At 71.4% G+C, this 25384-nt stretch carries 16 protein-coding genes and 1 pseudogene; 6 read left to right on the top strand and 11 right to left on the bottom strand.

The features are described from left to right. Positions 1 to 78: 78 nt before the first annotated feature. From ACFVTC_RS11475 to ACFVTC_RS11460, 4 genes are all read right to left on the bottom strand, one after another. Positions 79 to 2298, bottom strand: coding sequence for an NADP-dependent isocitrate dehydrogenase (locus ACFVTC_RS11475; protein ID WP_390126372.1), 2220 nt, complete (start codon positions 2296 to 2298; stop codon positions 79 to 81). A 294-nt stretch (positions 2299 to 2592) separates the two neighbouring features. Further along, entirely contained in the window at positions 2593 to 3708 is a 1116-nt protein-coding gene (locus ACFVTC_RS11470) for a mechanosensitive ion channel family protein (RefSeq protein WP_390126371.1), read from the bottom strand. A 265-nt stretch (positions 3709 to 3973) separates the two neighbouring features. After that, the gene (locus ACFVTC_RS11465; protein WP_390126370.1) at positions 3974 to 4738 is read right to left on the bottom strand and encodes a crotonase/enoyl-CoA hydratase family protein; all 765 of its coding nucleotides are present in this window, start codon (positions 4736 to 4738) and stop codon (positions 3974 to 3976) included. Positions 4739 to 5132: 394 nt separating this feature from the next. After that, the gene (locus ACFVTC_RS11460) at positions 5133 to 6119 is read right to left on the bottom strand and encodes a YbhN family protein (protein ID WP_390126369.1); all 987 of its coding nucleotides are present in this window, start codon (positions 6117 to 6119) and stop codon (positions 5133 to 5135) included. A gap of 231 nt (positions 6120 to 6350) precedes the next feature. Between ACFVTC_RS11460 and ACFVTC_RS11455 the strand changes: the two genes are divergently transcribed. Both ACFVTC_RS11455 and ACFVTC_RS11450 read left to right on the top strand, forming a co-directional pair. Further along, on the top strand, positions 6351 to 8252 hold the full coding sequence (locus ACFVTC_RS11455) for an ABC transporter ATP-binding protein (protein WP_390126505.1): 1902 nt from the start codon (positions 6351 to 6353) through the stop codon (positions 8250 to 8252). A 90-nt stretch (positions 8253 to 8342) separates the two neighbouring features. Beyond that, entirely contained in the window at positions 8343 to 9263 is a 921-nt protein-coding gene (locus ACFVTC_RS11450) for an NAD(+)/NADH kinase (protein WP_356014835.1), read from the top strand. Positions 9264 to 9300: 37 nt separating this feature from the next. Here the strand turns inward: ACFVTC_RS11450 and nhaA are convergent, their stop codons facing one another. From nhaA to ACFVTC_RS11420, 6 genes and pseudogenes are all read right to left on the bottom strand, one after another. Further along, complete coding sequence (nhaA, locus tag ACFVTC_RS11445; protein ID WP_390126368.1) at positions 9301 to 11214, bottom strand: Na+/H+ antiporter NhaA; 1914 nt, start codon at positions 11212 to 11214, stop codon at positions 9301 to 9303. 207 nt (positions 11215 to 11421) lie between these two features. Further along, a pseudogene (locus tag ACFVTC_RS11440) lies at positions 11422 to 12819 on the bottom strand (MFS transporter); the annotation flags it as partial. 60 nt (positions 12820 to 12879) lie between these two features. Beyond that, positions 12880 to 15087, bottom strand: a complete 2208-nt coding sequence (locus tag ACFVTC_RS11435) for a xanthine dehydrogenase family protein molybdopterin-binding subunit (RefSeq protein ID WP_390126367.1) — start codon at positions 15085 to 15087, stop codon at positions 12880 to 12882. Beyond that, positions 15084 to 16073 (bottom strand): FAD binding domain-containing protein, encoded by a 990-nt coding sequence (locus tag ACFVTC_RS11430; RefSeq protein ID WP_390126366.1) that lies wholly within the window; start codon positions 16071 to 16073, stop codon positions 15084 to 15086. Before ACFVTC_RS11430 ends, ACFVTC_RS11435 begins: the two co-directional genes overlap by 4 nt. Next, positions 16060 to 16590, bottom strand: coding sequence for a (2Fe-2S)-binding protein (locus ACFVTC_RS11425; RefSeq protein ID WP_168531288.1), 531 nt, complete (start codon positions 16588 to 16590; stop codon positions 16060 to 16062). Before ACFVTC_RS11425 ends, ACFVTC_RS11430 begins: the two co-directional genes overlap by 14 nt. Before the next feature lie 266 nt (positions 16591 to 16856). Continuing rightward, positions 16857 to 17456: a helix-turn-helix domain-containing protein gene (locus tag ACFVTC_RS11420; protein ID WP_390126365.1), complete on the bottom strand. Its 600-nt coding sequence runs from the start codon at positions 17454 to 17456 to the stop codon at positions 16857 to 16859. A gap of 97 nt (positions 17457 to 17553) precedes the next feature. Here ACFVTC_RS11420 and ACFVTC_RS11415 point away from each other — a divergent pair, with 97 nt between their 5' ends. From ACFVTC_RS11415 to ACFVTC_RS11400, 4 genes are all read left to right on the top strand, one after another. After that, complete coding sequence (locus ACFVTC_RS11415) at positions 17554 to 18936, top strand: MFS transporter (protein WP_390126364.1); 1383 nt, start codon at positions 17554 to 17556, stop codon at positions 18934 to 18936. Positions 18937 to 19412: 476 nt separating this feature from the next. After that, positions 19413 to 20354 carry an ABC transporter ATP-binding protein gene (locus ACFVTC_RS11410; RefSeq protein ID WP_390126363.1) on the top strand — a complete coding sequence of 314 codons (942 nt, stop codon included), beginning with the start codon at positions 19413 to 19415 and terminating at the stop codon, positions 20352 to 20354. After that, a complete protein-coding gene (locus ACFVTC_RS11405) occupies positions 20351 to 21706 on the top strand; it encodes an ABC transporter permease (protein ID WP_390126361.1) in 1356 nt (451 codons plus the stop codon). Before ACFVTC_RS11410 ends, ACFVTC_RS11405 begins: the two co-directional genes overlap by 4 nt. 4 nt (positions 21707 to 21710) lie before the next feature. Continuing rightward, the gene (locus tag ACFVTC_RS11400) at positions 21711 to 24461 is read left to right on the top strand and encodes an alkaline phosphatase family protein (protein WP_390126359.1); all 2751 of its coding nucleotides are present in this window, start codon (positions 21711 to 21713) and stop codon (positions 24459 to 24461) included. A gap of 145 nt (positions 24462 to 24606) precedes the next feature. Here the strand turns inward: ACFVTC_RS11400 and ACFVTC_RS11395 are convergent, their stop codons facing one another. Further along, positions 24607 to 25341, bottom strand: a complete 735-nt coding sequence (locus ACFVTC_RS11395) for an SDR family NAD(P)-dependent oxidoreductase (protein WP_390126358.1) — start codon at positions 25339 to 25341, stop codon at positions 24607 to 24609. Between the last annotated feature and the right edge of the window lie 43 nt (positions 25342 to 25384).

Genomic DNA, 25384 nt, shown 5'->3' with positions numbered 1-25384 from the left:
CCGGCGGAACGCGGCCGCCCCGGCGGGAGAACCCGTCCGGGGCGGCGCGGTCGTGGCCCGTCGGGGCCCGACGGTGTGTCAGGCGAGGGTCGCGAGCGACTCGTTCCAGGTGGCGGACGGACGCATGATCTTCGCGGCCTTGGCCGGGTCGGGCTGGTAGTAGCCGCCGATGTCGGCGGGCTTGCCCTGGACGGCGAGCAGCTCGTCGACGATCACGGGCTCCTGCGCGGTGAGCGTCTCGGCGAGCGGGGCGAACGCCTTGGCGAGGTCCGCGTCGTCGGTCTGCGCGGCCAGCTCCTGCGCCCAGTAGAGGCCCAGGTAGAAGTGGCTGCCGCGGTTGTCGATGCCGCCGACGCGACGGGTCGGCGACTTGTCCTCGTTGAGGAAGGTCGCCGTCGCGCGGTCGAGGTTGTCGGCGAGGACCTGGGCGCGGGCGTTGCCCGTGGTGGTCGCGAGGTGCTCGAAGCTGGCCGCGAGCGCGAAGAACTCGCCCAGGCTGTCCCAGCGCAGGTAGTCCTCCTTGACCAGCTGCTGGACGTGCTTCGGGGCGGAGCCGCCGGCGCCCGTCTCGAAGAGGCCGCCGCCCGCCATCAGCGGGACGACCGACAGCATCTTGGCGCTGGTGCCCAGCTCCAGGATCGGGAAGAGGTCGGTGAGGTAGTCGCGCAGCACGTTGCCGGTGACCGAGATGGTGTTCTCGCCGCGGCGGATGCGCTCCACGGACAGCTTGGTCGCCTCGACGGGGGACAGGACGCGGATGTCCAGGCCCTCGGTGTCGTGCTCCGGCAGGTACTGCTCGACCTTCCCGATGAGCACGGCGTCGTGCGCGCGGGTCTCGTCCAGCCAGAACACGGCCGGGTCGCCGGTGGCGCGGGCGCGGGTGACGGCCAGCTTCACCCAGTCCTTGATCGGGGCGTCCTTGGTCTGGCAGGCGCGGAAGATGTCGCCGGCGGAGACCGTCTGCTCCAGGACGACGTCGCCGGCCTGGTCGACGAGACGGACCGTACCGGTGGTCGGCACCTCGAAGGTCTTGTCGTGGCTGCCGTACTCCTCGGCCTTCTGCGCCATCAGACCGACGTTCGGCACCGAGCCCATGGTGGACGGGTCGAAGGCGCCGTTGGCGCGGCAGTCGTCGATGACGACCTGGTAGACGCCGGAGTAGCTGCTGTCCGGCAGGACCGCGAGCGTGTCGGCCTCCTGGCCGTCCGGTCCCCACATGTGGCCGGAGGTGCGGATCATGGCCGGCATCGAGGCGTCGACGATGACGTCGGACGGCACGTGCAGGTTCGTGATGCCCTTGTCGGAGTCGACCATCGCGAGCTCCGGTCCCTCGGCGAGCTCGGCGTCGAAGGAGGCCTTGATCTCGGCACCCTCGGGCAGGGCCTCCAGGCCCTTGTAGATGCCGCCGAGACCGTCGTTCGGGGTCAGACCGGCGGTGGCGAGCGCCTCGCCGTACCGGGCGAACGTCTTCGGGAAGAAGGCACGCACCACGTGACCGAAGACGATCGGGTCGGAGACCTTCATCATCGTGGCCTTGAGGTGCACCGAGAACAGCACGCCCTCGGCCTTGGCGCGGGCGATCTGCTCGGCGAGGAACTCACGCAGCGGCGCGACGTGCATGACGGACGCGTCCACGACCTCGCCCGCGAGGACGGGTACGGACTCGCGCAGCACCGTGGTGGAGCCGTCGTCGCCGACCAGCTCGATCCTCAGCGCGCCGGCCTCGGTGATCACCGTGGACTTCTCGGTGGAACGGAAGTCGTCGACGCCCATGGTGGCGACGTTCGTCTTCGAGTCGGACGTCCACTTGCCCATGCGGTGCGGGTGCGTCTTGGCGTAGTTCTTGACCGAGGCGGGGGCGCGGCGGTCGGAGTTGCCCTCGCGCAGCACCGGGTTCACGGCGCTGCCCTTGACCTTGTCGTAACGGGCGCGGATGTCGCGCTCCTCGTCCGACTTCGGGTCGTCCGGGTAGGCCGGCAGCGCGTAGCCCTGCTCCTGCAGCTCGGCCACGGCGGCCTTGAGCTGCGGGATGGAGGCCGAGACGTTCGGCAGCTTGATGATGTTGGCCCCGGGCGTCTTGGCCAGGTCGCCGAGCTCGGCGAGGGCGTCGGGGACGCGCTGCGCCTCCTCCAGGAACTCGGGGAAGAGCGCGAGGATGCGCCCGGCCAGCGAGATGTCACGGGTCTCCACAGTGACACCCGCCTGCGAGGCGTACGCCTGGACCACCGGCAGGAACGAATACGTCGCCAGGGCCGGGGCCTCGTCAGTGTGCGTGTAGATGATGGTCGAGTCAGTCACCGGGTGCTCCGCTCCACGTCTGCAACATTGCTCGACATCAAGATATCTCGTGAGCGACCCCGGATCGACAGGGGTCCGCATCCGACCGAGCCCGACCGCGGTTCGATCGACCCCGGGCAGGGTCCCCGCCCCGTAACCGTGCGTCACGGCACCGCCTCGACCGCCTCGACGCGTCCGCGCCCCGCCGACCTCTCCGGGGGAGACGCCCTCGAGGGGACGCGTACGCATCGGTGGCGCCGCGCCCCCTAGGACGTGCGGCGACCGTCCCGCCCGCCCCGCGACGCCCGGCATGCCCTAGAGCCGGGCCGGCCCGTCCGTCCGGCTCCGGCTCTGCGGCCGCGCGTCCCGCTGGTGCGGTATGCCCGACTCCAGGAGCTCCGCACCGCCGGGCTGCAGGGCGACCGTGCGGGCGGGCGACGGGATGCGGATGCCCTCGTCGCGGTAGCGCTTGTGCAGGCGCTTGATGAACTCGTGCTTGATCCGGTACTGGTCGCTGAACTCGCCCACGCCGAGGATCACGGTCAGTCCGATGCGGGAGTCGCCGAAGGTGTGGAAGCGGACGGCGGGCTCGTGGTCCGGGACGGCGCCCGTGATCCCGGTCATCACCTCGGTGACGACCTCGTTGGTGACGCGCTCGACATGGTCGAGGTCGCTGTCGTAACCGACGCCGACCTGCACGGTCAGCGTCATCTGCTGCTCGGGCCGGGTGAAGTTGGTCATGTTGGTGCCCGACAGTTGGGCGTTGGGGATGATGACCAGGTTGTTGGAGAGCTGACGGACCGTGGTGTTGCGCCAGTTGATGTCGACGACGTACCCCTCCTCGCCGCTGCTCAGCCGGATGTAGTCGCCCGGCTGGATCGTCTTCGACGCGAGGATGTGCACGCCGGCGAAGAGGTTCGCGAGGGTGTCCTGCAGTGCCAGGGCGACGGCGAGACCGCCCACGCCCAGGGCCGTGAGCAGGGGCGCTATGGAGATCCCCAGGGTCTGCAGGACGACCAGGAAACCGATCGCCAGCACCACGACCCGGGTGATGTTGACGAAGATGGTGGCCGATCCGGCGACCCCCGATCGGGACTGGGTCACCGACCGGACCAGTCCGGCGATGAGCCGGGCCGAGGTGATCGTCGTGACCAGGATGAGCAGCACGGTCAGCGAGCGGTTGACCGTCCGTCCGACCGGCGCGGTCAGCGGCAGCACCGCGGCCGCCGACGCGAACCCGGCGGCGATCGCCGCCCAGGGCACCAGGGTGCGCAGCGCGTCCACGATGACGTCGTCGCCGCTCCAGCGGGTGCGCTCGGCGTGCTTGCCCAGCCAGCGCAGCAGCATCCGCAGCAGGAACGCCGCCAGCAGTCCCGCGGCCACGGCTATGCCGGCGATCATCAGGTCGTCCAGGGTGACCGGACGCTTCATCGGTGACCTCCTGGGAGACCGGGGCCGGGGTGGGGGCCCACGGGTCGTATGCGCTGTGTCGTCACTTGCCACCTGCTCGAATCCGGGAACGCACGATCACGCCCGGACGGCCGTTCGGCTTCCGGGGCGACCGCTCATCCTGCCGTACCCGGGGGTGGGTCCATGACCGGGTCAGCGCACCCGCGCCATCGCCGACCGTCCGTCACCAGGCCCACGGACGGCGGCCCTTGACGGAACCGGGACCCCGGCCGTGCCCCCGCCCGCCTCACGTCCCGCTGAACGAACCGTGCCGTCCTGCTCCCGACGCGAAGCGTGCCGCGCCCTCCATGCCGTCGGCCAACACGTCCATACCGTGGCGGAGTTCACCGCGCAGGGCGGTCTGCTCGACCAGGCCCTCCTGGTCGAGGACCGAGGCGCGGTCGCTGCGCAGGCAGGCTTGGGGGAAGCCGGCGATCTCGGCGGCCAGTTCCTCGGCCGCGGCACGGGCCCGGCCGGTCGGTACGAGGCGGTTGACGAGCCCCGTCCCGTACGCCTCTGGGGCGGGGACCGGACGGCCGGTGAGGATCATGTCCATCGCGCGGCTGGTGCCGATGAGGCGGGGCAGGCGCACGGTGCCGCCGTCGATGAGCGGGACGCCCCAACGGCGGCAGAACACCCCGAGGACCGCGTCCTCCTCCGCGACCCGCAGATCGCACCAGAGCGCCAGTTCCAGACCCCCGGCCACGGCATGCCCCGCGATCGCCGCGATGACCGGCTTGGACAGCCGCAGCCGGGTCGGGCCCATCGGCCCGTCGCCGTCCTCGGCGACCCGGTTGCCGTGCTCGGTACCGATCGCCTTGAGGTCCGCGCCCGCGCAGAACGTGCCGCCCTCGCCCCAGAGCACCGCCACCCGGGCCGTGTCATCGGCCTCGAACTCCCTGAAGGCGTCGGCCAGTTCGACGGCCGTCGGGCCGTCCACCGCGTTGCGGGCGCCGGGGCGGGAAAGGACCACCGTGGTCACGTACCCCTGGCGTTCGGTCCGGACCGGCATCCTGTTGCCCCCTTCTCCGGCTGACGTACGTCCGAGGCTACTCCGTGCCGTCCGCCGCTCTGCGGGGCCCGCTGCCGTCCGGGACCCGGCCATCGTGCGGGCCGGCCATCGTGCGGGGCCCTCATCGTGCGGGCCGGCCATCGTGCGGGGCCCTCATCGTGCGGGCCAGCCACCGTCCGGGGTCTGCATCGTCCGGGCCCGCTGCCGTCCGGGCCCGCTGCCGTCCGGGACCCGGCCATCGTGCGGGACCCGGCCATCGTGCGGGCCAGCCACCGTGTGGGCCAGCCACTGTCCGGGCCCGTATCATCCGGGCACGTATCGTCCGGGCCCGTATCGTCCGGTCCCGTATCGTCCGGTCCCGCATCGTCCGGGCCCGCCACCGTGCGGGGCCCGTTCAGATCACCTTCAGCCGCACCAGCGCCCCGAGCGTCAGTGCCCCGGGCAGCAGCGGCAGCCACACCGTGATGATCCGGAACGCCAGGACCACCGCCGTGGCCACCGCCACCGGACCGCCCGCCGCCACCAGCGCCACGACGAGCGCCGCCTCCACCGAACCGATCCCGCCCGGTGTGGGCACCACCGCCACCGCGGCCGTCGCCGCCAGGTAGGCGAGGGCCATGTGCAACGGCGGCACCGGCAGGTCCATCGCCTGTCCCACCGCGGTCAGACCGGCGGCCTGCAGCAGCGGGAAGGCGAGCGATCCGCCCCACAGGGCGCACGCGCGCGCCGGGAGGGAGTGCACCGAGCGGGCCTCGCCGAGCGCGGTCCGCAGGAACGACAGCACCGCCCCACGCAGGCGTCGTACGAGCAGCAGCGCCGTCACCGCGACGCAGAGCAGCACGCCCGCGCCGAGCAGCAGAGGGCCCGTCGCCCCGTCCGGGAGCAGGCCGCCGAGCCGCAGCGCGCCGGGGAACGCGACGAGCAGGCCCGCCAGCAGGGCGAGACGGGCGACCGACTCGGCCAGCATGTACAGCGCGAGCGCCGCGGAGGAGCGGGCGAGCGGAACGCCGCACACCGTCATGAAACGCAGATTGACCGCGCCGGCGCCCAGCCCCGTCGGCAGCAGGTGATTGGCGGCACCCGCCGCGAACTGGGTGGCGAGCAGCCGCCGCGCGGGCAGCCGCTCCACGACCGCGCCCTGCCGGGTGACGGCCGCGGCGACCCAGGTCAGACAGGTCGCGAGGGCCGCCGCCAGCAGCCACGGCCACTCGGCCGCGCGCAGATGGCCGAAGCCCTCCGCGAGCACGGAGCGGTGGCGCACGCCGACGACCAGCACGAGGGCGAGCGGGACCAGGCACAGGACCGACCGGAGGGGGAGGCGCCGGGCGAGCCCCTTGAGGGGACTCCGCGGGGGCGTCTGGGGAAAACGGACCGCTGTCACATCCGGAGAGGCTTTCCACACCGCACCAACAGGAGGTTGCGGGCGAGGGTCCGGTGGCTGACACGCCGGGCAAGGTGCGGGAGGAGCCGGGGCCGGCGCGGTCGGCGGGGCCGTGGATACCGTCGTGGATGCCGTCATGGGTTCCCTGGATCGTTCCTTCGTGCGCGTGGACTTCTTCCGCGAGACATTGACCTCAACGAAGCTTGAGGTCCTACGGTCACTTCCATGAGCATGGAGACCACAGCCTGGACGCAACTGCACAGCGTGATGAACGCGCAGCAGGAGCGCCGCCCCTTCGCCCGCGCGACACTGCGCCGCATCGCGGCCTTCGCCCGCCCGCACCGCCGCCGTATCGGCCAGTTCGTCGTGCTCAGCGTGATCACCGCGCTGCTGGCCGTCGCGACGCCGGTGCTCGCGGGGCGCGTCGTGGACGCCATCGTGTCCCGCGGCGACGAGGGCACCGTCGTCCGTCTTGCCGTGCTCATCGCGGTCATCGCGTTCGCCGAGGCGGGACTGGGGATCCTCAGTCGCTGGCTGTCGGCGACGCTGGGGGAGGGGCTCATCCTGGATCTTCGGGCGGCTGTGTTCGATCATGTACAGCGCATGCCGGTCGCGTTCTTCACACGTACCCGTACGGGCGCGCTCGTCAGTCGACTCAACAACGACGTGATCGGCGCCCAGCGCGCCTTCAGCAACACCCTCTCCGGAGTGGTCGGCAACGTCGTCACCCTGCTGCTCACCCTCGCCGTCATGCTGACCCTGTCCTGGCAGATCACGCTGCTCGCACTGGTGCTGCTGCCGGTGTTCGTGGTGCCCGCGCGGCGCATGGGAAGCCGGATGGCCAGGATGCAACGCGAGGCCGCGCAGCTGAACGCGGCCATGGGGACCCGGATGACCGAGCGGTTCTCCGCGCCGGGCGCCACCCTCATCAAGCTGTTCGGGCGGCCCGAGGACGAGTCCGCCGAGTTCGCGGCGCGGGCCGGGCGGGTGCGGGACATCGGGGTGCGTACGGCGATGGCGCAGTCGGCGTTCATCACGTCCCTGACGCTGGTCTCCGCCCTGGCGCTGGCGCTGGTGTACGGGCTGGGCGGCTGGTACGCGCTGCGCGGCAGCCTGGAACCGGGCGCCGTCGTCTCGCTGGCGCTGCTGCTGACCCGCCTGTACGCGCCCCTCACCTCGCTCGCCGGGGCGCGCGTCGAGGTCATGAGCGCCCTGGTCAGCTTCGAACGCGTCTTCGAGGTGCTCGACCTCAAGCCGCTCATCGAGGAGAAGCCGGACGCCCAGGAGGTCCCGGAAGGCCCGGCTTCCGTGGAGTTCGACGACGTCAGCTTCGCCTACCCCGCCGCGGACAAGGTCTCCCTCGCCTCCCTGGAGGAGGTCGCCGCACTCGACACCCGCGCCGGCGCCGAGGTCCTGCGCGGCGTCTCCTTCCGCGCCGAACCCGGCCAGACCGTCGCGCTCGTCGGCTCCTCCGGCGCGGGCAAGTCGACCATCGCCCAGCTGCTGCCGCGGCTGTACGACACCGACGCGGGCGCCGTCCGCATCGGCGGCGTCGACGTCCGCGACCTGAGCGCCGAGTCGATGCGCCGCACCCTCGGCATGGTCACCCAGGACGGACACCTCTTCCACGACTCGGTGCGCGACAACCTGCTGCTGGCCCGCCCCGCCGCGACGGAGGCGGAACTGTGGGACGTACTGCGCCGCGCCCGGCTGGAGGAACTCGTACGCTCCCTGCCCGACGGCCTCGACACCGTGGTCGGCGAGCGCGGCTACCGGCTCTCCGGCGGCGAACGCCAGCGCATGACCATCGCCCGGCTGCTGCTCGCCCGCCAGCGTGTCGTCATCCTCGACGAGGCCACCGCCCACCTGGACAACACCTCGGAGGCGGCCGTGCAGGAGGCGCTCGCCGAGGCGCTGGCGGGGCGTACGGCCCTGGTGATCGCCCACCGGCTGTCCACGGTGCGCGCCGCCGACGTGATCCTGGTCGTCGAGGCGGGACGGATCGTGGAGCGGGGTACCCACGAGGAGCTGCTCGCGGCGGAGGGGCGGTACGCGGAGCTGTACCGGACCCAGTTCGACGAGCCCCGGCCGGAAAGCGCCCGGGAGCGGACCCTCGGGCTGATGATGGACTGAGGAGCCGCCGGGCCGCACCGGCAGGAAAGCCACACTGCAGGACAATGATGGAGCACTCGGGACCGTCGCATCGACGTAAGGGGAATCCTCATGGGTCAGATCGGATCGATCGGCCTGATTCTGCATCCCAGGCGCAATCCGGGGCCGGTCATCGAATCCGTCGTCCACTGGGCCCGTACGCACCGGACCGAGGTGCTGGGGCTGCCGGACGAGGTGGGGCGCATCGCCTGCAGCGCCGTGGCCGTGCCGGCCGACGACCTGGTGGCCCGTGCCGGTCTGATCGTGAGTCTCGGCGGTGACGGAACCATGCTCCGCGCCATGCGGCTGCTCTCCGGCTCCGCCACCCCGGTGCTCGGCGTCAACCTGGGCCGGCTGGGCTTCCTCGCCGAGATCGACGTCGAGGACCTGGCGACGGCGCTGGACCGTATCGACAGCGGCCGCTTCACCACCGAGGCCCGCATGGCCGTACGGACCCGCCTGCCGGACGGGCGCGAGTGCCGGGCGTTCAACGACATCGCCCTCGTACGGGTGCCGGGCCACGGAATGGCCGCCATCTCCATCAGTCTCCAGGGGGACGAGTTCATCCGATACGCCGCCGACGCGCTCGTGGTCGCCACCTCGACCGGATCGACGGCGTACAGCTTCGCCGCGGGCGGCCCGATCCTCTCGCCCAGGGTGGAGGCCATCCTCGTCGTGCCGGCCAGCGCGCACTCGTCGTTCGACAGGGCGCTCGTCCTGCCGGCGGACGAGCAGGTGGTGCTCGAACTGCTCCCCACGACAGGGCGGTTGGCGGTCGAGGTCGACGGCGAGGTGGTCGAGTACCTCGACGCGGGTGACCGGATCACCGTGACGGCCTGCCCCGCGGTGGCTCATGTGGTGCGCCTCGGCGGCACCACGTTCTACCAGCGGGCCCGCAGGAAGCTCGGCATCAGGGGAAGCCTCGAAGCGGGCCGCCTGCATCCCGACGAGCACGTCGATTTCGCGCTCCACGCCGATATCGCGGAGCAGTGACGCACCCGGACTCCGTACCCGTGTGAACGAGCCGGTGTCAGGCCGTCCGGCCGGCCCCGGTGAGCGCCGCCCTCTCCCGCGCCGCGCGTACGGCCGCGGACAGCGAGGCGATGTCGTAGGCGCCGTGGTGACGGCGGCCGTTGACGAAGAACGTCGGGGTACCCGAGACGCCGCTGAGATCGGCGGACTCCAGGTCCGCGGCGATATGGTCCGAGCCCGCCCCCGCCCGCAGGTCGGCGCGGAAGCGGGCGGTGTCGAGGCCGATCTCCTCGGCGTAGTGGAGCAGGTCCTTCGGCAGCAGGTCCCCCTGGTGCTCCAGGAGCAGATCGTGCATCTCCCAGTAGCCGTCCTGGAGGGCCGCGGCCTCGGCGGCCTCGGCGGCCAGCTGGGCGTTGGGGTGCACGTCGTGCAGCGGCAGATGCCGCCACACGTAGCGCACGTCACCGAAGTCGGCGAGCAGCTCGCGCACCACGGGCTCGGCCAGTCCGCAGTACGGGCACTCGAAGTCGCCGTACTCGACCAGCGTCACGGGCGCGTCCAGGGGGCCGCGTACGTGGTCGCGTCGCACGTCGACGGAGTCGCTGAGATCCACGATGCCCTGGCTCGTACCCAGGAGGGCCCGGGAGCGGGAACGCTTCGGCAGGGCGCCGATCACCCGGGTGACCAGCCAGGTGAGGAGGAACGACCCGACCACGGCGGCCAGGATCCCGATCTTCGCCTGCGCCAGCTCGTCGCCGTCGAAGGCGAGGGTCGCGATCAGCAGGGAGACGGTGAACCCGACCCCGGCCAGGGTGCCGCCCGCGGTGATGGCGCCCCAGCCGGCCGGCGGCCGGAGGCGTCCGTGGCTGACGCGTGTGGTGAGCAGGGCGGCGCCGATGATGCCGAGCGGTTTGCCGAGGACGTAGCCGAACAGGATGCCGAGTGTGATCGGCGAGGTGAAGGCTTGCGCCAGCTGGCCGCCGCTGACCGTGATGCCGGCGTTGGCGAGGGCGAACAGCGGCACGATCACATAGCTCGTCCAGGGGTGGAACATCCGCTGGAGGCGCTCGTTGGGGGAGAGCGTCGAGGCCAGCCCCCGGCGTACGGTGCGCTCCAGTTCCGGCGTCGGCTGCTCGCGGAAGCGCCGGAACAGTGTGGTCGCGTGTTCGAGGTCGCTGCGTTCGGCCGGGCGGGCGTAGGTCAGCAGACCCATCGCGAGCCCCGTCACGACCGGGTCCACCCCCGACTTCAGGAGCGCCACCCAGATCGCCACGCCCAGCACCGCGTACAGGGCCGGGATCCGCACGCCCAGGGTGCGGCGTACCAGCAGGAGGACCGCGAACAGGCCGAGCGCCGTCAGCAGCGCGGACACCGAGACGGCTTTGCTGTAGGCGAAGGCGATGACGGCCAGTGCCACGAAGTCGTCCACGACGGACACGCTCAGGATGAAGACCCGCAGACTGCCGGGCAGCCGCGTACCGAAGAGGGCGAGCATGCCCAGCGCGAAGGCCGTGTCCGTCGACATGGCGGTGCCCCACCCCTGTGCGGAGGCGTGGCCCGCGTTGACGGCCAGATAGACCGCGACGGGCACGGCCATACCGCTGAGCCCCGCGAGCACCGGCAGCGTGACCCGCCGGCGCTCCCGTAGTTCGCCCATGTCGAACTCGCGGCGCGCCTCGAGGCCCACGACGAAGAAGAACAGGGTCATCAGCCCGCTGTTCACCCACTCGCGCAGCCCCAGGGACACCCCGCCCGATCCGATACGGACCGACAGCTCGGTGTGCCAGAAGGACGCGTACGAGCCGGGCCCGATGTTGGCCCAGGCGAGGGCCAGGAGCGTCGTGGTGAGCAGTACGGCGGCGCTGCCGGTCTCGGTCCGCAGGAAGTCCCGCAGCGGACCGTGGGTGCTCTTGCCGCACACGGTCTGCCCCGACAGGAGGGAGCTCTCAGGTGGCTCAGGTGGCACAGTCACTCCGTGATTCTCGCCCCGCGCGTCGACCCGCACCCGGCGAAGCCACGGCGAGGCGCCGCCCCGGCCCCGCTCGGTTCCATGGTGCACCCCTGGTAACTCCCGGCAGGCGGTTCCTCTTCCTGCCCGGCTTCCGCGCGGACGCCTTCCGGGTGTTTCGCGGGGCACGTCGCGGACGCCTTCCGGGTGATTCCCGTGCGGCCGGCGCGCCTACGAGGGTGTGTTGTGCCGGCGCTGCCCCGTCGGCGTCGGTCCGGCCGCGGCGGGTGCCCGGTCCCGCGGAGGGGCTTCCTCGGCGGGACGGCGTCCGCCGCGCAGGGCCGAGGCGAGCGCGGAGACCAGCGCCATGCCCGCGGCCACGCCGAAGACGATGGCGAGCCCGTGGTGGAAGGGAGCGGAGACCAGCCGGGGGAAGAAGGTGTGACCGGTCAGGGCCGCGCGCTGGGCCGGGGAGAGGTGGGTGAGGGCTCCACCGGAGGCGAGCAGGTGTTCGATGGGGTTGTTGCCGAGGAACGTGGCGAACAACGTGCTCACCGGCGGCAGCGACGCGGCGTGTTCGGCCGCTCCGGCGGGCACGCCGTGGGCCTGGAGTCCGCCGCTGAGCGCCGCGGGCAGCGACGAGGCGAGTCCGGAGACCATCAGGGAGAAGAACACGCCGATGGACAGGGCGGTGCCCGAGTTCTGGAAGGTGGAGCGCATGCCCGAGGCGACGCCCCGGTACTCGGGTGGCACGCTGCCCATGATCGAGGAGGTGTTCGGGGAGGAGAACATGCCCTGGCCCAGTCCGTTGAGCAGCAGCAGCGCGGCGAAGGTTCCGTAGTCGAAATCGATGGGCAGGGCGAGCAGGCCGAGAAAGGAGACCGCGACGACGATCAGGCCGGTCGTGGAGAACATACGGGCGCCGAATCGGTCCGAGAGGTAACCGGACAGGGGGCCCGCGACCAGGAAGCCCAGGGTCAGGGGGAGCATGAAGACGCCCGCCCACAACGGGGTGTCCTCGAACGCGTAGCCGTGCAGGGGCAGCCAGATGCCCTGCAGCCAGATGATGAGCATGAACTGCAGCCCGCCCCGCGCGATCGCGGTCAGCAGCGCCGCCAGGTTGCCCGCGGCGAAGGCCCGGATCTTGAACAGGGCCAGCGTGAACATGGGGTCGGCGACGCGCGACTCGACGTAGCAGAAGAGCAGCAGCAGGACGACACCGCCGGTCAGACCGGCGAGCACCCACGGGTTTCCCCAGCCGGTGGCGTGCGAGCCGTAGGGCTGGATGCCGTAGGTGATGCCGACCAGCAGGGTTCCGGCGCCCGCCGCGAAGGTGAGGTTGCCCAGCCAGTCGATGCGGCCGGGGCGCCCCGCCGAGGTCTCCCGCAGGCTCAGGTACGACCAGACGGTGCCGGTGATGCTGACGGGCACGCTCACCCAGAACACCGCGCGCCAGTCGACGGTGGCCAGCAGTCCGCCGGCGAGGAGGCCGAGGAACTGGCCGGCGAGCGCGGTGATCTGGTTGATGCCGAGGGCCATGCCGCGCTGCCGGGTGGGGAAGGCGTCGGTGAGGATGGCCGCCGAGTTTGCGGTGAGCATGGAGCCGCCGAAGGCCTGCACGACGCGCCACCGGTGTCGACAGGAGTGCGTCGACCGGAGTCTGCCGACCGACCTGTGTCGAGGGTGTCTTCACAGCAGGGCGTCAAGGGTGATCGGCAGATCGCGCAGACGCTTCCCCGTGGCGTGGTGGACGGCGTTGGAGATCGCGGGCGCGATGCCGACCAGGCCGACCTCTCCGATCCCCTTGGTGCCCGTGGCGGTGCCGCGATCGGGCTCGCCGACGAAGACCACGTCCAGCTCGGGGACGTCGGCGTTCACCGCGATGAGGTAGTCGCCGAAGGTGCCGTTGGCGATACGGCCGGTGTGCGGGTCGGTGACGGTGTCCTCGTACAGGGCCATGCCGATGCCGCCGACCGTGCCACCGATGATCTGACTCCGGGCCGTCTTCGCGTTGAGGATGCGGCCGCCGTCGATCGCGGAGACCACCCGCGCGACACGGATGAGACCGAGGTCCGCGTCCACCCGGACCTCCACGAACTTCGCGCCGTACGCACCGGCCGGGGACATGCCCAGCTCGGTGGCGACCGGCGGCGTGCTGTTCCCGTACGCCGTGAGCTCGGACATCCCGTGCCGGGCGAGGATGTCGACGTACGACTCCCCGCGGTCCACCCGGCCGGCCGGGTGGACCCTGCCCCCGCCGCATTCCACACCGTCGGGGGACACCCCCCGCAGCGGCGAGTCGGTGTCACCGCGTGCGAGCTCGGCGAAGGAGCGCACCAGCCGCCGGCAGGCGTCGTGCACCGCGTTGCCCAGCGCGCCGGTCAGACCGGAGCCGCCCGCCATCATCGAGTTGGGCATGTCGGAGTCGCCCAGGTCGAAACGGACCAGGTCCAGGGGCAGACCCAGCTCCTCGGCGGCCAGTTGGGCCATGACGGTGTACGTGCCGGTGCCGATGTCCGTCGCCGCGCTGCGCACCAGCGCGCTGCCGTCGCTGTTGACGGTGGCCTGCGCCGCGCAGGGCTGCGCGAAGTAGGGGAACATCGCGCTCGCCATCCCGTACCCGACCAGCCAGTTCCCGTCGCGCATCGAGCGCGGCTCGGGGTTCCGGTCGTACCAGCCGAAGCGCCGCGCGCCGGCCTCGTAGCACTCCAGGATCGCCTTGCCGGTCCAGGGCAGTCCGTTGCGCGGATCGACGTCGGTGTGGTTGCGCACCCGTAGGTCCAAGGGGTCCATGCCCAGGGTGTACGCCAGTTCGTCGAGCGCCGACTCCAGCGCGAAGTTGCCCTGTGCCTCGGCGGGGGCACGCATGGACGTCGGCACGGCGATGTTGATCCGTGCCTGCCGGTCCCGGGTGATCACATGGGGGCACCGATAGGCGAACGAGGTTCCGGAGGAGAACGGCTCGAAGTCGGTGTTCTCCATGCTCAGGGAGATGAGGCTGCGGTGGTCGAGGGCGACCAGGTCCCCCTCGCGTGTGGCACCGACGCTCAGCCGCTGCACCCCGCTGGGGCGATGCCCGACGGACGTGAACATCTGCGGCCGGGTCAGGACCAGCTTGACCGGCCGCTTGAGCATCCGCGCGGCGAGGGCGGTCAGGATCACGTGCGGCCACGCGCGCAGCCCGGCGCCGAAGCCCCCGCCGACGTACGGCACCAGGACCCGTACCGAGCTCTCGGGGATGCCGAAGACCATGGCCAGGGTGGTGCGCACCATGGACGGCCACTGACTGGTGTCGTGGACGGTGAGTGTGTCGCCCTCCCACACGGCGACCGTCGCGAACGGTCCGAGCGGGTTGTTGGTGTTGTCGGCCGTCGTGTATGTGGCCCGGACGGTCACCTCGGCGGACTCCAGCGCCGCGCCGGGGTCGCCGCGCGAGGTGTCCATCTCCCAGGGATCGACGACCTGTTCGGCCCGTGGGTCCCTAAGATCGAGCAGTGGCTCCCCGACCTCGTAGTCGGCCCGCACCAGCCGCGCCGCGGCCGCGGCCTGTTCCGGAGTCTCGGCCACCACGAAGGCGATGTGCTGCCCGTGGTGCACGATCCGGTCGTTCCTCAGCGGCGGGGGCGGCGACGCCCCGAGCACCGTCATCGGGCCCGTGCCGACGGACGGGACGTTCTCATGGGTGATCACGGCCAGCACGCCTGGAGCGCCCTCGGCGGCCTCGGTGTGCATGCGCACGATGCGGCCCGCGGCGACGGTGGACTGCACCACGGCGCCGTGGGCCTGGCCGGGAATGCTGAAGTCCATCGGGTACGGGGCGGTTCCGGTGACCTTCCGCGGGCCGTCGACCCTGCTGACGCCCGCGCCGACCAGCGGCCTGCTCTCGACGGTGCTCATGCCGTCACTCCTGAGACTGTCTGCAGCTCGCGCACCAGCGTGCGACGGGCCAGCGGCACCTTGAACGCCGTGCCGGGGACGGTGAAGGCATCGCGCATCGTCGCCTCGGCCGCGTCCGTGAACGTGGCGGTCGTGGCCGGCGCGCCCGTCAGCACGTGCTCGGCCTCGTAGGCCCGCCAGGGTTTCGTCCCCACCCCGCCGAGGCCGACCCGGGCGCGCCGGATCGTGCCACCGTCCAGGAGGAGCAGAACGGCGGCGGAGGTGAGGGCGAACTCGTACGACGCCCGGTCGCGGACCTTGAGGTAGCCCGACCTCGCGGCCGCCGGGGGCAGCGGGATCTCGACCTCGGTGATCAGTTCGGCGTGCTCCAGGACGTTCTCGCGCCGCGGGTCCTCGTCCGCCGTCAGATAGAACTCCGTCAGCGGCACGGTGCGACGCTCCGACACCCCCTGGACGTGCACGAGCGCGTCCAGCGCCACCAGCGCGACGGCGAGATCGGAGGCGTGCAGCGCGATGCACCGCTCGCTGGCGCCGAGCACGGCGTGCATGCGCGCCACGCCCTCGACCGCGGCGCAACCGGAGTCCGGGGCGCGCTTGTTGCACGCCTGCACGGTCGGGTCACGGAAGTAGCGGCAGCGGGTGCGCTGGAGCAGGTTGCCCCCGATGGTGGCCATGTTCCGCAGCTGCACCGAGGCACCCAGCAGCAGCGCCTCGCGCACCACGGGCAGCCGCTCGGCCACCGTGGCGTGGGCGGCCAGCTCCTCCATGGTCACCAGCGCTCCCACATGAAGGGATTCGCCGCGGCGTTCGATGCCGTGCAGGGGGAGCCGGGTGATGTCGATCAGCCGCGGTGGCTCCAGCACCCCGTCCTTCATCAGGTCCAGCTGCGTGGTGCCGCCCGCCAGGCAGGACGCGGCCGGGTCGTCCGCCAGCAACCGGACCACTTCCTGGGTGTCGACGGCCCGCACGTAGTCAAAGGTGCGCATCGCGGCCTCCCCGGGACGCCGCCTCGCGTATCGCGGCCACGATGTTGGGATAGGCGCCGCAACGGCACAGGTTGCCACTCATGAACTCCCGGATCTCCTCGTCGGAGCCGGCCCGGCCCTCGGCGAGGAGAGCCACCGCGGACATGATCTGTCCGGGCGTGCAGAAGCCGCACTGGAAGCCGTCGTGCTCCATGAACGCCTGCTGCACCGGGTGCGGTCCGTCGGGCCCGGAGACCCCCTCGACGGTGGTGATGGCACGGCCCTCGGCCTGCGCCGCCAGGGTCAGGCAGGACAGCACTCTCCGGCCGTCCACATGGACCGTGCACGCGCCACAGGCTCCCTGGTCACAGCCCTTCTTCGTGCCCACCAGACCCAGCCGGTCGCGCAGGGCGTCCAACAGGGTGACCCGGGTGTCCAGGCGGAGCGTGTAGGGACGGCCGTTCACGTCGAGTGTCACGACCCGTTCGATGATCGCAGGGCGTTCGTCCACGTCCCGCCTGCTCGCCACGTCCGTCATCGCGTCCTCCTCCGGACGGGTCGCGAACGACTCGAGCCCCTCCTGGGGCCGGATCCGGTGAGTTGATTCGGGTGATATGCGCTACTTCATCAATGTTTCCCACCATATAGGCCGAACAGGTGATTCCGCGCGGGCACCGGTCCGGACAGGGCCCCACCCCGGACGTTCCACGGGCCTCCGCTCAAGGACACGTCCGCACACCTCGCCGGATCACCGCTCAAGCTCGCCGGACCTCCAGGCGAGGGCGCCTCCACTCGGAGGGGCCGTCATACGACCGGCTGCCGCCCCGCGCTGTCGGCCGCCGGGCCGGCGCGTACGACGGCCTGGTCGCCGTGCGGCCCGAACAGGTGCAGGATCTCCACCGCTTCGGCACCGGCGGGCCCGAACCAGTGCGGTTCGTCGGTGTCGAACTCGGCCACCTCGCCCGGCCGGAGCAGGACCTCGCGCTCCCCGAGGACGAGACGGAGCTCACCGGCGAGCACGTAGAGCCATTCGTAGCCGGAGTGGGTCACCAGTCTCGGTTCGCGGTGCGCGAGCACCTGCTTGAAGACCTGGACCCGGCCGGGGTACTGCGTCAGCGGGACGAGGACGCTGCCCGGCTTCCGGCTCCGCGGCTGGAGATGGACCCGCGGGTCGCCGGTGGCGGGTGCCGCCACCAACTGGTCCAGCGCGACACGATGGGTGCGGGCGAGCGGGATGAGGAGGTCGAGCGTCGGGCGGCGCAGACCCGACTCCAGGCGCGACAGCGTGCTGACGGAGATCCCGGTGTCCTCCGCGAGTGATTCGAGGGTGAGGCCCCGGTCGCGCCGCAGGGCGCGCAGCCGGGGCCCGACAGCGGCGAGGAGTTCCGCGAGTTCGGCGTCCATGGGGCCATTTTGCGGTCTTCGCAAAGAACCTGGTTACGGCACCTCCCCCGACACGAGCCTGGGCGGGAACCGATCCCGTCCCGAAGGGGGAACCCCCGTGCACACGACATCCCTGGCCGCACCGCCCTCCCCACTGAGCGCGCGCCGCCGCTGGACGGTGCTGGCCGTCTGCGCGCTCAGCATGTTCCTGGTGGGGGTGGACACCACCATCGTCAACGTGTCCCTGCCCGAGATCGGACGGGGCCTCGGCACGGGCACCCGCGGACTGGAATGGGCCGTCGACGCCTACACCGTGGTCCTGGCCGGCCTCCTCATCGTCTCCGGCGCGCTCGCGGACCGCTTCGGACGCCGCCGGATCTTCCAGTGCGGACTGATCGTCTTCGGTCTGGCCTCCCTCGCGTGCGCTCTGGCCCCGGCCCTCGGCGTGCTCGTCGGGGCCCGTGCCGCCCAGGGCGTCGGCGCCTCGATGCTGAGTCCGGTGGCCCTGGCGATCGTGGTGAACGCGATGCCCGACCCGCGGGAACGGGCCCGCGCGATCGGTGTGTGGGCCTCGGTCTTCGGGCTCAGCATGGCTGTGGGCCCGGTCACCGGCGGGGTGCTCATCGCCGCCCTCGGCTGGCGTTCGGTCTTCTGGATCAACGCCCCGGTCGTCGTCGCCGCGCTCGTCCTGGTCGCGGTGTTCGTGCCGGAGTCCCGCGCGGAGCGCCCCCGGCGCCTGGACCTGCCCGGCCAAGTGCTCCTCACCGCGGTCCTCGGCCTGTCCGTCGGTGTCCTGATCGAAGGCCCTCGCATCGGCTGGGCGTCGCCCACGGCCCTCGTCTGCTACGTCCTGACCATGGCGGCGGCGGCCGGGTTCGTCCGGGTCGAACTGCGCCACGGCGAACCCCTGGTGGACCTCGGCCTCTTCCGGCGACCACCGTTCGCGTCGGCGGTGCTCGGCGCCGCGGCGGTGTTCGTCGCGCTGAACGTGAGTCTGCTGCTCAACACCCTCTACCTCCAGCACACCCGCGGCTGGACGCCGCTCGCGAGCGGCGCATCGACCCTGCCCATGGCACTCGGGGCCACACTCTGCGCACCGTGGTCCGGCACCCTGGTCGGACGTTTCGGGCCGCGGCGTCCGCTGATCCTCGCGGGCGGGTTCATCGCGGCCGGCGGACTGTGCCTGACGAACCTGCGGCAGGACACCAGCGTGCCGCTGATCCTCCTCGCCCATCTGCTGATCGGCGTCGGGTTCGGCTTCGCCAACGCGCCCCTCACCAACACCGCGGTGAGCGGTCTGCCGCGGTCCCGGGCGGGTGTGGCGGGGGCGATCACCTCCACCGCGCGCCAGGTCGGCGCGGCGATCGGGATCGCCGTCGCCGGAGGCATGGCCGCGGGGGCCGGCCCCGCCGGGCTCGCCGCCGCGTCACATCCGGGATGGCTGCTCGTGACGGCCTGCGGGCTGTTCCTCCTCGTCGTCGCACGCGTCTCACGGAGCTGAGACCGCGCCCTCCGGGAGACCGCCGCGCTCCGGAGAACCGCCGCGTTCCGGGAGACCGCCGCGCTCCGGGAGACCGCCGCGCTCCGGGAGACCGCCGCGTTCCGGAGAACCGCCGCGCTCCGGGGGACCGCCGCGCTCCGGGAGGCCGCCGCGTTCCGGGGGACCGCCAGGACGAGGCACAGGAGGAGCGCCGTCCGGCACCCGGTGCGGCGGCGCCGGCGCCGACCCCGGCGCGGATCGGGCATCCGGCCCGTGGAAAGCGATCAATTCCCGTACGGAACAGTCGCATTCGGCCCGACAGAACGTCAGTTTTCCCTGCTAACTGGAGAATTGACGATGCGTACGGAACAAACGGGAGAAGGACACCAGGGTGGCGGATGAGGGTCGTCTTCCGTTCCGTGACCGTTCAACTCGCCGTCCCTGACTTCGATGTACGCCACACCTAGGGTCCATGAGAGCTTCGAAGGAAGGGCCTCATGGACACTCTCCCCGCAGTCCGGGCGCGCGGGATCACCAAGTCCTTCGGCGACGTCGTCGCGCTCGACGGCATCGATCTGGAGGTGACGCGGGGCCGGATCCACGGCTTGGTCGGACCGAACGGCGCGGGCAAGACGACCCTGCTCGGTCTCCTGCTGGGTCTGGCCGTTGCCGAGGCCGGCCGTCTCGAGGTCCTGGGTACACCGGTCGGGCGGGCGCTCGCGGCTCCCGAGGGTGTCGCCGGCTTCGTGGACGGGCCGGGCCTCTACCCCTCGTTGACCGCGCGGCAGAACCTCGCCGCGCTGGCGGCTCTCCGTGGTCGCGAGGCGCGGACGGCGGGGATCGACGAGGTGCTCGATCAGGTCGGGCTCACGGATGTCGCCGACGACCGGGCCCGGGGCTTCTCCCTGGGGATGCGTCAGAGGCTGGGGCTCGCCGCGGCCCTGCTCACCAAGCCGCGGCTTCTCGTGCTGGACGAGCCCTCCAACGGTCTCGATCCGGCCGGCAAGAAGCACGTCCACGGTGTCCTCGCGCGGCTGGCCGCGGAGGGAACCAGCGTGGTGCTCTCGAGTCACCGTATGGACGATCTCGAGGCCCTGTGCTCCGAGGTCACCATCCTCGCGACCGGACGGGTGGTCTTCTCCGGCCCGCTGGGCAAGCTGGCGGCCGAGAACAGTGAACTCGACTACCGGGTGCTCACCTCCGATCCGCAGGCCGCCCGTCGGCTGGCCACCGCTGCAGCCGGCATCCAGGTCGTCGGCCACGCCGGGGCGCGGCGTGATGCGGAGGCCCTCGTCGTGCGGGGGCTGGTACCCGCCCTGGACGACCTGGTGGTGCGGCTCGTGCACGCGGGCATCGCGTTGCGCGAGTTCGCCCCCGTCGTGTCCCCGCTGGAAGCCGCGTTCCTCGCCCTCACCGAGCAGCAGGAGGCGGCCCGATGACCGCGACCCTCACCGAGAACGTCACGCTCGGCACCCCGAGGGTGTCGGTGGCGCGCGCTTACCGCTTCGAACTGGTCAAGCTCCTCTCGCAGTGGCGGATCCGCCTCGTGATCCTCGCCTGCTGGATCGCGCCGGCGCTCTTCGTCGCCGCGGTGAGCCGGCAGGACTCGCTCCCCGTCGACACGCTCTTCGGCCGTTGGATGCACGCCACAGGGTGGGCCGGACCCCTGGTGGTCCTCGGATTCGCGGGAACCTGGGCGCTTCCGCTGCTGACCTCACTGGTCGCCGGTGACGTGTTCGCATCCGAGGACCGCCTCGGCACCTGGCGCCACCTCTTGGTGGCGGTCCGCTCACCCCGGCGGATCTTCGCGGCGAAGGCCCTGGCCAGCCTCACCGTCATCCTGTCGCTCGTGACCGGACTGGCCTGTTCCAGCGCGATCGGCGGGGTGGCGGCGGTAGGGAACCAGCCGCTGGTCGGCCTCGACGGTCACCTGCTGTCGGCGGGCGACGCCGCCGGGACGGTCTTCCTCGCCTGGGCCTGCGCACTCGCCCCCACGCTCGCCCTCGCGGCGATCGGACTGCTCGGGTCCGTCACGCTGGGGCGCTCCCCGATGGGGCTGCTGCTCCCGGCGCTCGTCGCGCTCGCGATGCAGCTCGCGCAGATGCTGCCGTTGCCCGTCGCCGTGCGCCTCGCCCTGCCCGGGTACGCCTTCATCTCCTGGAACGGCCTGTTCACCGGCACGGCGCAGCTGGACCCGCTCCTGATCGGCATCGTGGTCGGTCTGGTGTGGGCCGTGGTCGCGACGGGGCTTGCCTGTCTGCTGTTCCTGCGACGGGACTTCACCAATCTCACCGACGACGGGTCGCCCCGCCGCGCGTTCGTCGCCGGAGCACTGCCGCTCGCCGCGCTGCTCGCCCTGACGATCGGGGTCGTCGCGGGGACGACCGGGGCCATGGGCTCCGGGATCGAGCGGACGAAGGTGCAGGACTCGGTAGCCGTGGCGTTCGCCCATCTCTACCGCAGGCAGACCGAGGAGCTCAACCGCCCCGCCGTCACCGAAGCGCAGCTGAGAACCGGTGCGGCGTGCACGAAGGGCGACGTCGCGGACGGTGCGCGAGGAGCGGGAAACGACTGGCGCTGTGTCGTGTCCTGGCATCTTCCCGACGTCGTGGCCACCGGCACGGCGATCTACCAGCTCGACGTCACCCCGGACGGGCGGTTCGTCGCCGACGGTGACGGGCCGAAGGAGGTGAACGGCTTCTTCCTGGTGCGCACCCCGGTCGGGGACGCACCGAACCCGCTCTGGCAGTTCGACGGCAACGTCGAACTGCTGGGCACCACGAAGGGATGACTCCATGCAGGTAACACGCCGCAGGCGGATCGGGAAGGGCCGTCCGGGCCTTCTCGGCAGACGCGTCGGCCGGATACCTCTGGTGACGGCCGGCATCACCGCCCTCGCTGTCGCCGCCGCCGGTACCGCTCTCGCCCAGACACGGCAGTTCGGCACCGAACAGGTCGGCCAGACCACCCATGACGGTCAGGTCGTCTCCAGCGACCAGTACATCGCTCCGTACGGGGACCGTCTGGTCATCGGCAACGGCAAGATCATGTCGTCGTCGGTCAGCCCGGACGGCACCCATCTCGCGGCCTCGGTCACCGATGGTGGTGCGGCGCTGTCGATCGTGGACCTCAAGAGCTGGAAGGTGCAGCAGCTCGTCAGCAGCGCCGCGTCGTCGGTTCCGCGCATCAGCGGCAACGACGTGGGCCAGGAAGGCCCCACCTACTCGCCCGACGGCAAGCAGCTGTGGCTGGGCCGGACCGACGGATACACCAGATTCAGCGTGAACCCGGACGGCAGCGTCGCGGGCCCGGTCAACATCCCGGTCCCGGCGGACGGACCCAGGCACGCACTGGTGGGCGAGGCGGTGTTCTCCCCCGACGGGGCCACCGTGTACTCCGCGGTCAACGGACAGAACCGCGTGGTCGCCCTCGACGCGGCGACCGGCGTCATCCAGCGGAGCTGGACCGTGGGCAACGCCCCGCGGGACATGGTCCAGGTCGGCGGCAAGCTCTACGTCAGCAACGAGGGCGGCCGCCCGGCGAGGCCCGGCGAGACCACCATCAACTCCTACAACACGCAGGTGCCGGCCGACCCGGTGACCGGTGCCACGACCACCGGCACGGTCAGTGTCATCGACCTGAAGATGCCGGACGCCGCCGTCGCGAGCATCAACGTCGGTCTGCATCCGACCGCGATGTACGCGAAGAAGGGGGCGCTGTTCGTCACCAACACCGCCACCAACGACGTGTCGGTCATCAAGACCGCCAACGACAAGGTCGTACAGACCATCGCCACCCAGCCGTGGCCGGAGGCGTCGGTGGGCTACGAGCCCGACGCGGTGACGCTCACCGACGACGGCCATCTGCTGGTGACGCTCGGTCGCGCGAACGCGGTCGCCGTCTACCGGTACACGAGCCCGCAGGAGCCGGTCGGCTTCGTCGGACTGCTTCCGACGGACTACTTCCCCGCGGAGATCGCCACGGTCGGCGACCAGGTCGTGGTCTCCAACACCCGTGGCATCGACGCCCGTCGAACCACCACCGGCGCCGGGCACGGCACCCACGACACCACGTCGAGCCTGACCCGTTTCACGCTGCCCGGCGACAGGGTCATCAAGTCCGAGACGGGCAAGGTCTTCAAGCAGAACGGCTGGACCGGCAACTCGGTCAAGCTCGCCAAGGGCAGGAGCAAGGCGAAGCCGGTACCCGTCCCGGCGAAGCTCGGCGACCCCTCCACGATCAAGCACGTCTTCATGATCGTCAAGGAGAACCGGACCTACGACCAGGTCCTCGGTGACATCCCGCAGGGCAACGGCAGCCCGTCGCTGACGCAGTTCGGCGAGAACGTGACACCGAACCAGCACGCGCTCGCGAAGCAGTTCGGGCTGTACGACAACACGTACGACATCGGCACGAACTCCGCCGAGGGCCACAACTGGCTGATGCAGGCCGACAATCCCGAGTACACCGAGTCCTCGGCCGGCGAGTACCTGCGCAGCTACGACACCGAGGACGACGCTCTCGGCCACCAGAGGTCCGGCTTCCTGTGGACCGGCGCCCAGGCGGCGGACAAGTCGGTCCGCGACTTCGGTGAGTTCCACCAGTTCCTGACCAAGCCGACCGGTTCGACCTGGCAGAACCTGTACTGCGACTCCAAGAACATGAGCGCTACGGGGCAGCAGTCCGCGTACTCCCTGGTCTCCTCGTCACCGATCCCCTCGCTCAACAGCGTGTCGGTTCCCGCCTTCCCCAAGTTCGACACCAGCGTCCCGGACGTCTACCGGGAGGAGATCTGGAAGCAGGACTTCGAGAAGAACGGGCCGGCGAACCTGAACATGTTCTGGCTCTCCAGTGACCACACCGGCGGTCCGGCGAGCCCGGCCGCCCAGGTGGCGGACAACGACCTCGCGGTCGGCAGGATGGTCGACGAGATCTCGCACAGCGAGTACTGGAAGGACTCCGCGATCTTCGTCGTCGAGGACGACTCCCAGGCCGGCCTGGACCACGTCGACGGCCACCGTGCCCCGGTCCAGATCATCAGCCCCTACGCCCGGCACGGCGTCGTCGACAGCCACTACTACTCGCAGATCACGATGATCCGCACCATCGAGCAGATCCTCGGGATCCACCCGATGAACCAGAAGGACAGCGCGGCCACCCCGATGAGCGGGGCGTTCACCAAGAAGGCGAACCTCGCGCCGTTCGACGCCCTGGCCAACCGCACCTCGCTGACCGACGGCCTGGCGACCCCGCCGGTCTGCGGCACGGACACCCCCGCGCCGCAGAATCCCGAGGCGGCGGCCGTGCCGACGACGAAGGTCCCGGCCGACATGCGGCCGCTCGCGTCGCAGTGGGACACCTGGAAGTCGCGGCAGCGGCTGACCGGAACCCATGCCGTGCCCGACTACGCCAACCCCGCACAGATGAACCACCTCACCTGGTACCAGACCCACAACTGGCAGCGGCCGTACCCCGGCGAGAAGAAGATCTTCGCGCCCAAGGACGTGCCCGGCGCCTACATCCCGTCGTCCGAATCCGACGGCTGACCCCAGGTGTAACCGGTGAAGGGGCTCCTGGCCGGCATGTTCGCCGGCCAGGAGCCCCTTCCGGTCCGTGCCTGTGGTGGGTACGTAAGGGTGCGCACGAGCACTGTGGCTCGGACCGCCCTCTCGCGTGGTCCCGCGCGGGTGCCTAGACCGCCGTGCGGCCGGCGTCCGCCGCGATCGTGGCGCCGGTGAGGTAGGCGGCGCGTTCGGTCGCGAGGAAGTGGATGACCTCGGCGATCTCCCGCGGGGTCGCCAGGCGGCCGAGCAGGGTCGTCTTGGCGATCCGCTGGGCGCCTTCCTCTCCCATGGTGTCCATCACCATGTCGGTGCGGGTGGGGCCGGGAGCCACCGTGTTGACGCGGACACCGGCCGGGCTGAACTCGGCCGCCCAGGTGCGCGTGAGGGACTCCAGCGCGGCCTTGGTCGCGGAGTAGACGGACAGCCCGGCCATGCCGACGCGCGCGGCCATCGTGCTCACGTTGATGATGGTGCCGGACCCCCGGGCCACCATGCCCGGCGCCAGCGCGGCGGTCAGGAAGTAGGGGGCCCGGATGTTGGCGGCCAGGGCGGCGTCGAAGGTCTCCACGTCCTGCGACGTGGTCGGCCCACCGGGAAACAGCGCGGCGTTGTTGACGAGGATGTCGACATCGCCGGCTTCCGCGGCGAGCCGGCGCAGCGAGGCGAGGTCCGTGAGTTCGGCCGGGACGAACCGCGCGCTGCCGCCGCTTTCGGTGATCGCCCCTACCGTGGCCGCACCGCGCTCCGGATTGCGGCCGGAGACGACCACGTGGGCACCCGAGGCCGCGATCAGGCGGGCGGCCTCGCCACCGATCCCCCCGGTGGAGCCGGTGATCAAGGCGACTTTGCCGGTGAGTTCCATGTGAAGCACCTTCCAGGAATCCGGTCACGGGACCGGAGTGGGT

It is taken from the genome of Streptomyces sp. NPDC057950, from assembly GCF_042887295.1.
GTDB lineage: Bacteria > Actinomycetota > Actinomycetes > Streptomycetales > Streptomycetaceae > Streptomyces > Streptomyces kaempferi.
This window is presented reverse-complemented; position numbering and strand designations above follow the sequence as displayed.

Coding starts and splice junctions, on each gene's coding strand:
- ACFVTC_RS11420 (WP_390126365.1), bottom strand. CDS start 17,456: ATGGACGCCGAACTCGCGGAACTCCTCGCCGCTGTCGGGCCCCGGCTG.
- ACFVTC_RS11410 (WP_390126363.1), top strand. CDS start 19,413: ATGGACACTCTCCCCGCAGTCCGGGCGCGCGGGATCACCAAGTCCTTC.
- ACFVTC_RS11395 (WP_390126358.1), bottom strand. CDS start 25,341: ATGGAACTCACCGGCAAAGTCGCCTTGATCACCGGCTCCACCGGGGGG.
- ACFVTC_RS11405 (WP_390126361.1), top strand. CDS start 20,351: ATGACCGCGACCCTCACCGAGAACGTCACGCTCGGCACCCCGAGGGTG.
- ACFVTC_RS11435 (WP_390126367.1), bottom strand. CDS start 15,087: ATGAGCACCGTCGAGAGCAGGCCGCTGGTCGGCGCGGGCGTCAGCAGG.
- ACFVTC_RS11455 (WP_390126505.1), top strand. CDS start 6,351: ATGGAGACCACAGCCTGGACGCAACTGCACAGCGTGATGAACGCGCAG.
- ACFVTC_RS11465 (WP_390126370.1), bottom strand. CDS start 4,738: ATGCCGGTCCGGACCGAACGCCAGGGGTACGTGACCACGGTGGTCCTT.
- ACFVTC_RS11425 (WP_168531288.1), bottom strand. CDS start 16,590: ATGACGGACGTGGCGAGCAGGCGGGACGTGGACGAACGCCCTGCGATC.
- ACFVTC_RS11400 (WP_390126359.1), top strand. CDS start 21,711: ATGCAGGTAACACGCCGCAGGCGGATCGGGAAGGGCCGTCCGGGCCTT.
- ACFVTC_RS11430 (WP_390126366.1), bottom strand. CDS start 16,073: ATGCGCACCTTTGACTACGTGCGGGCCGTCGACACCCAGGAAGTGGTC.
- ACFVTC_RS11470 (WP_390126371.1), bottom strand. CDS start 3,708: ATGAAGCGTCCGGTCACCCTGGACGACCTGATGATCGCCGGCATAGCC.
- ACFVTC_RS11450 (WP_356014835.1), top strand. CDS start 8,343: ATGGGTCAGATCGGATCGATCGGCCTGATTCTGCATCCCAGGCGCAAT.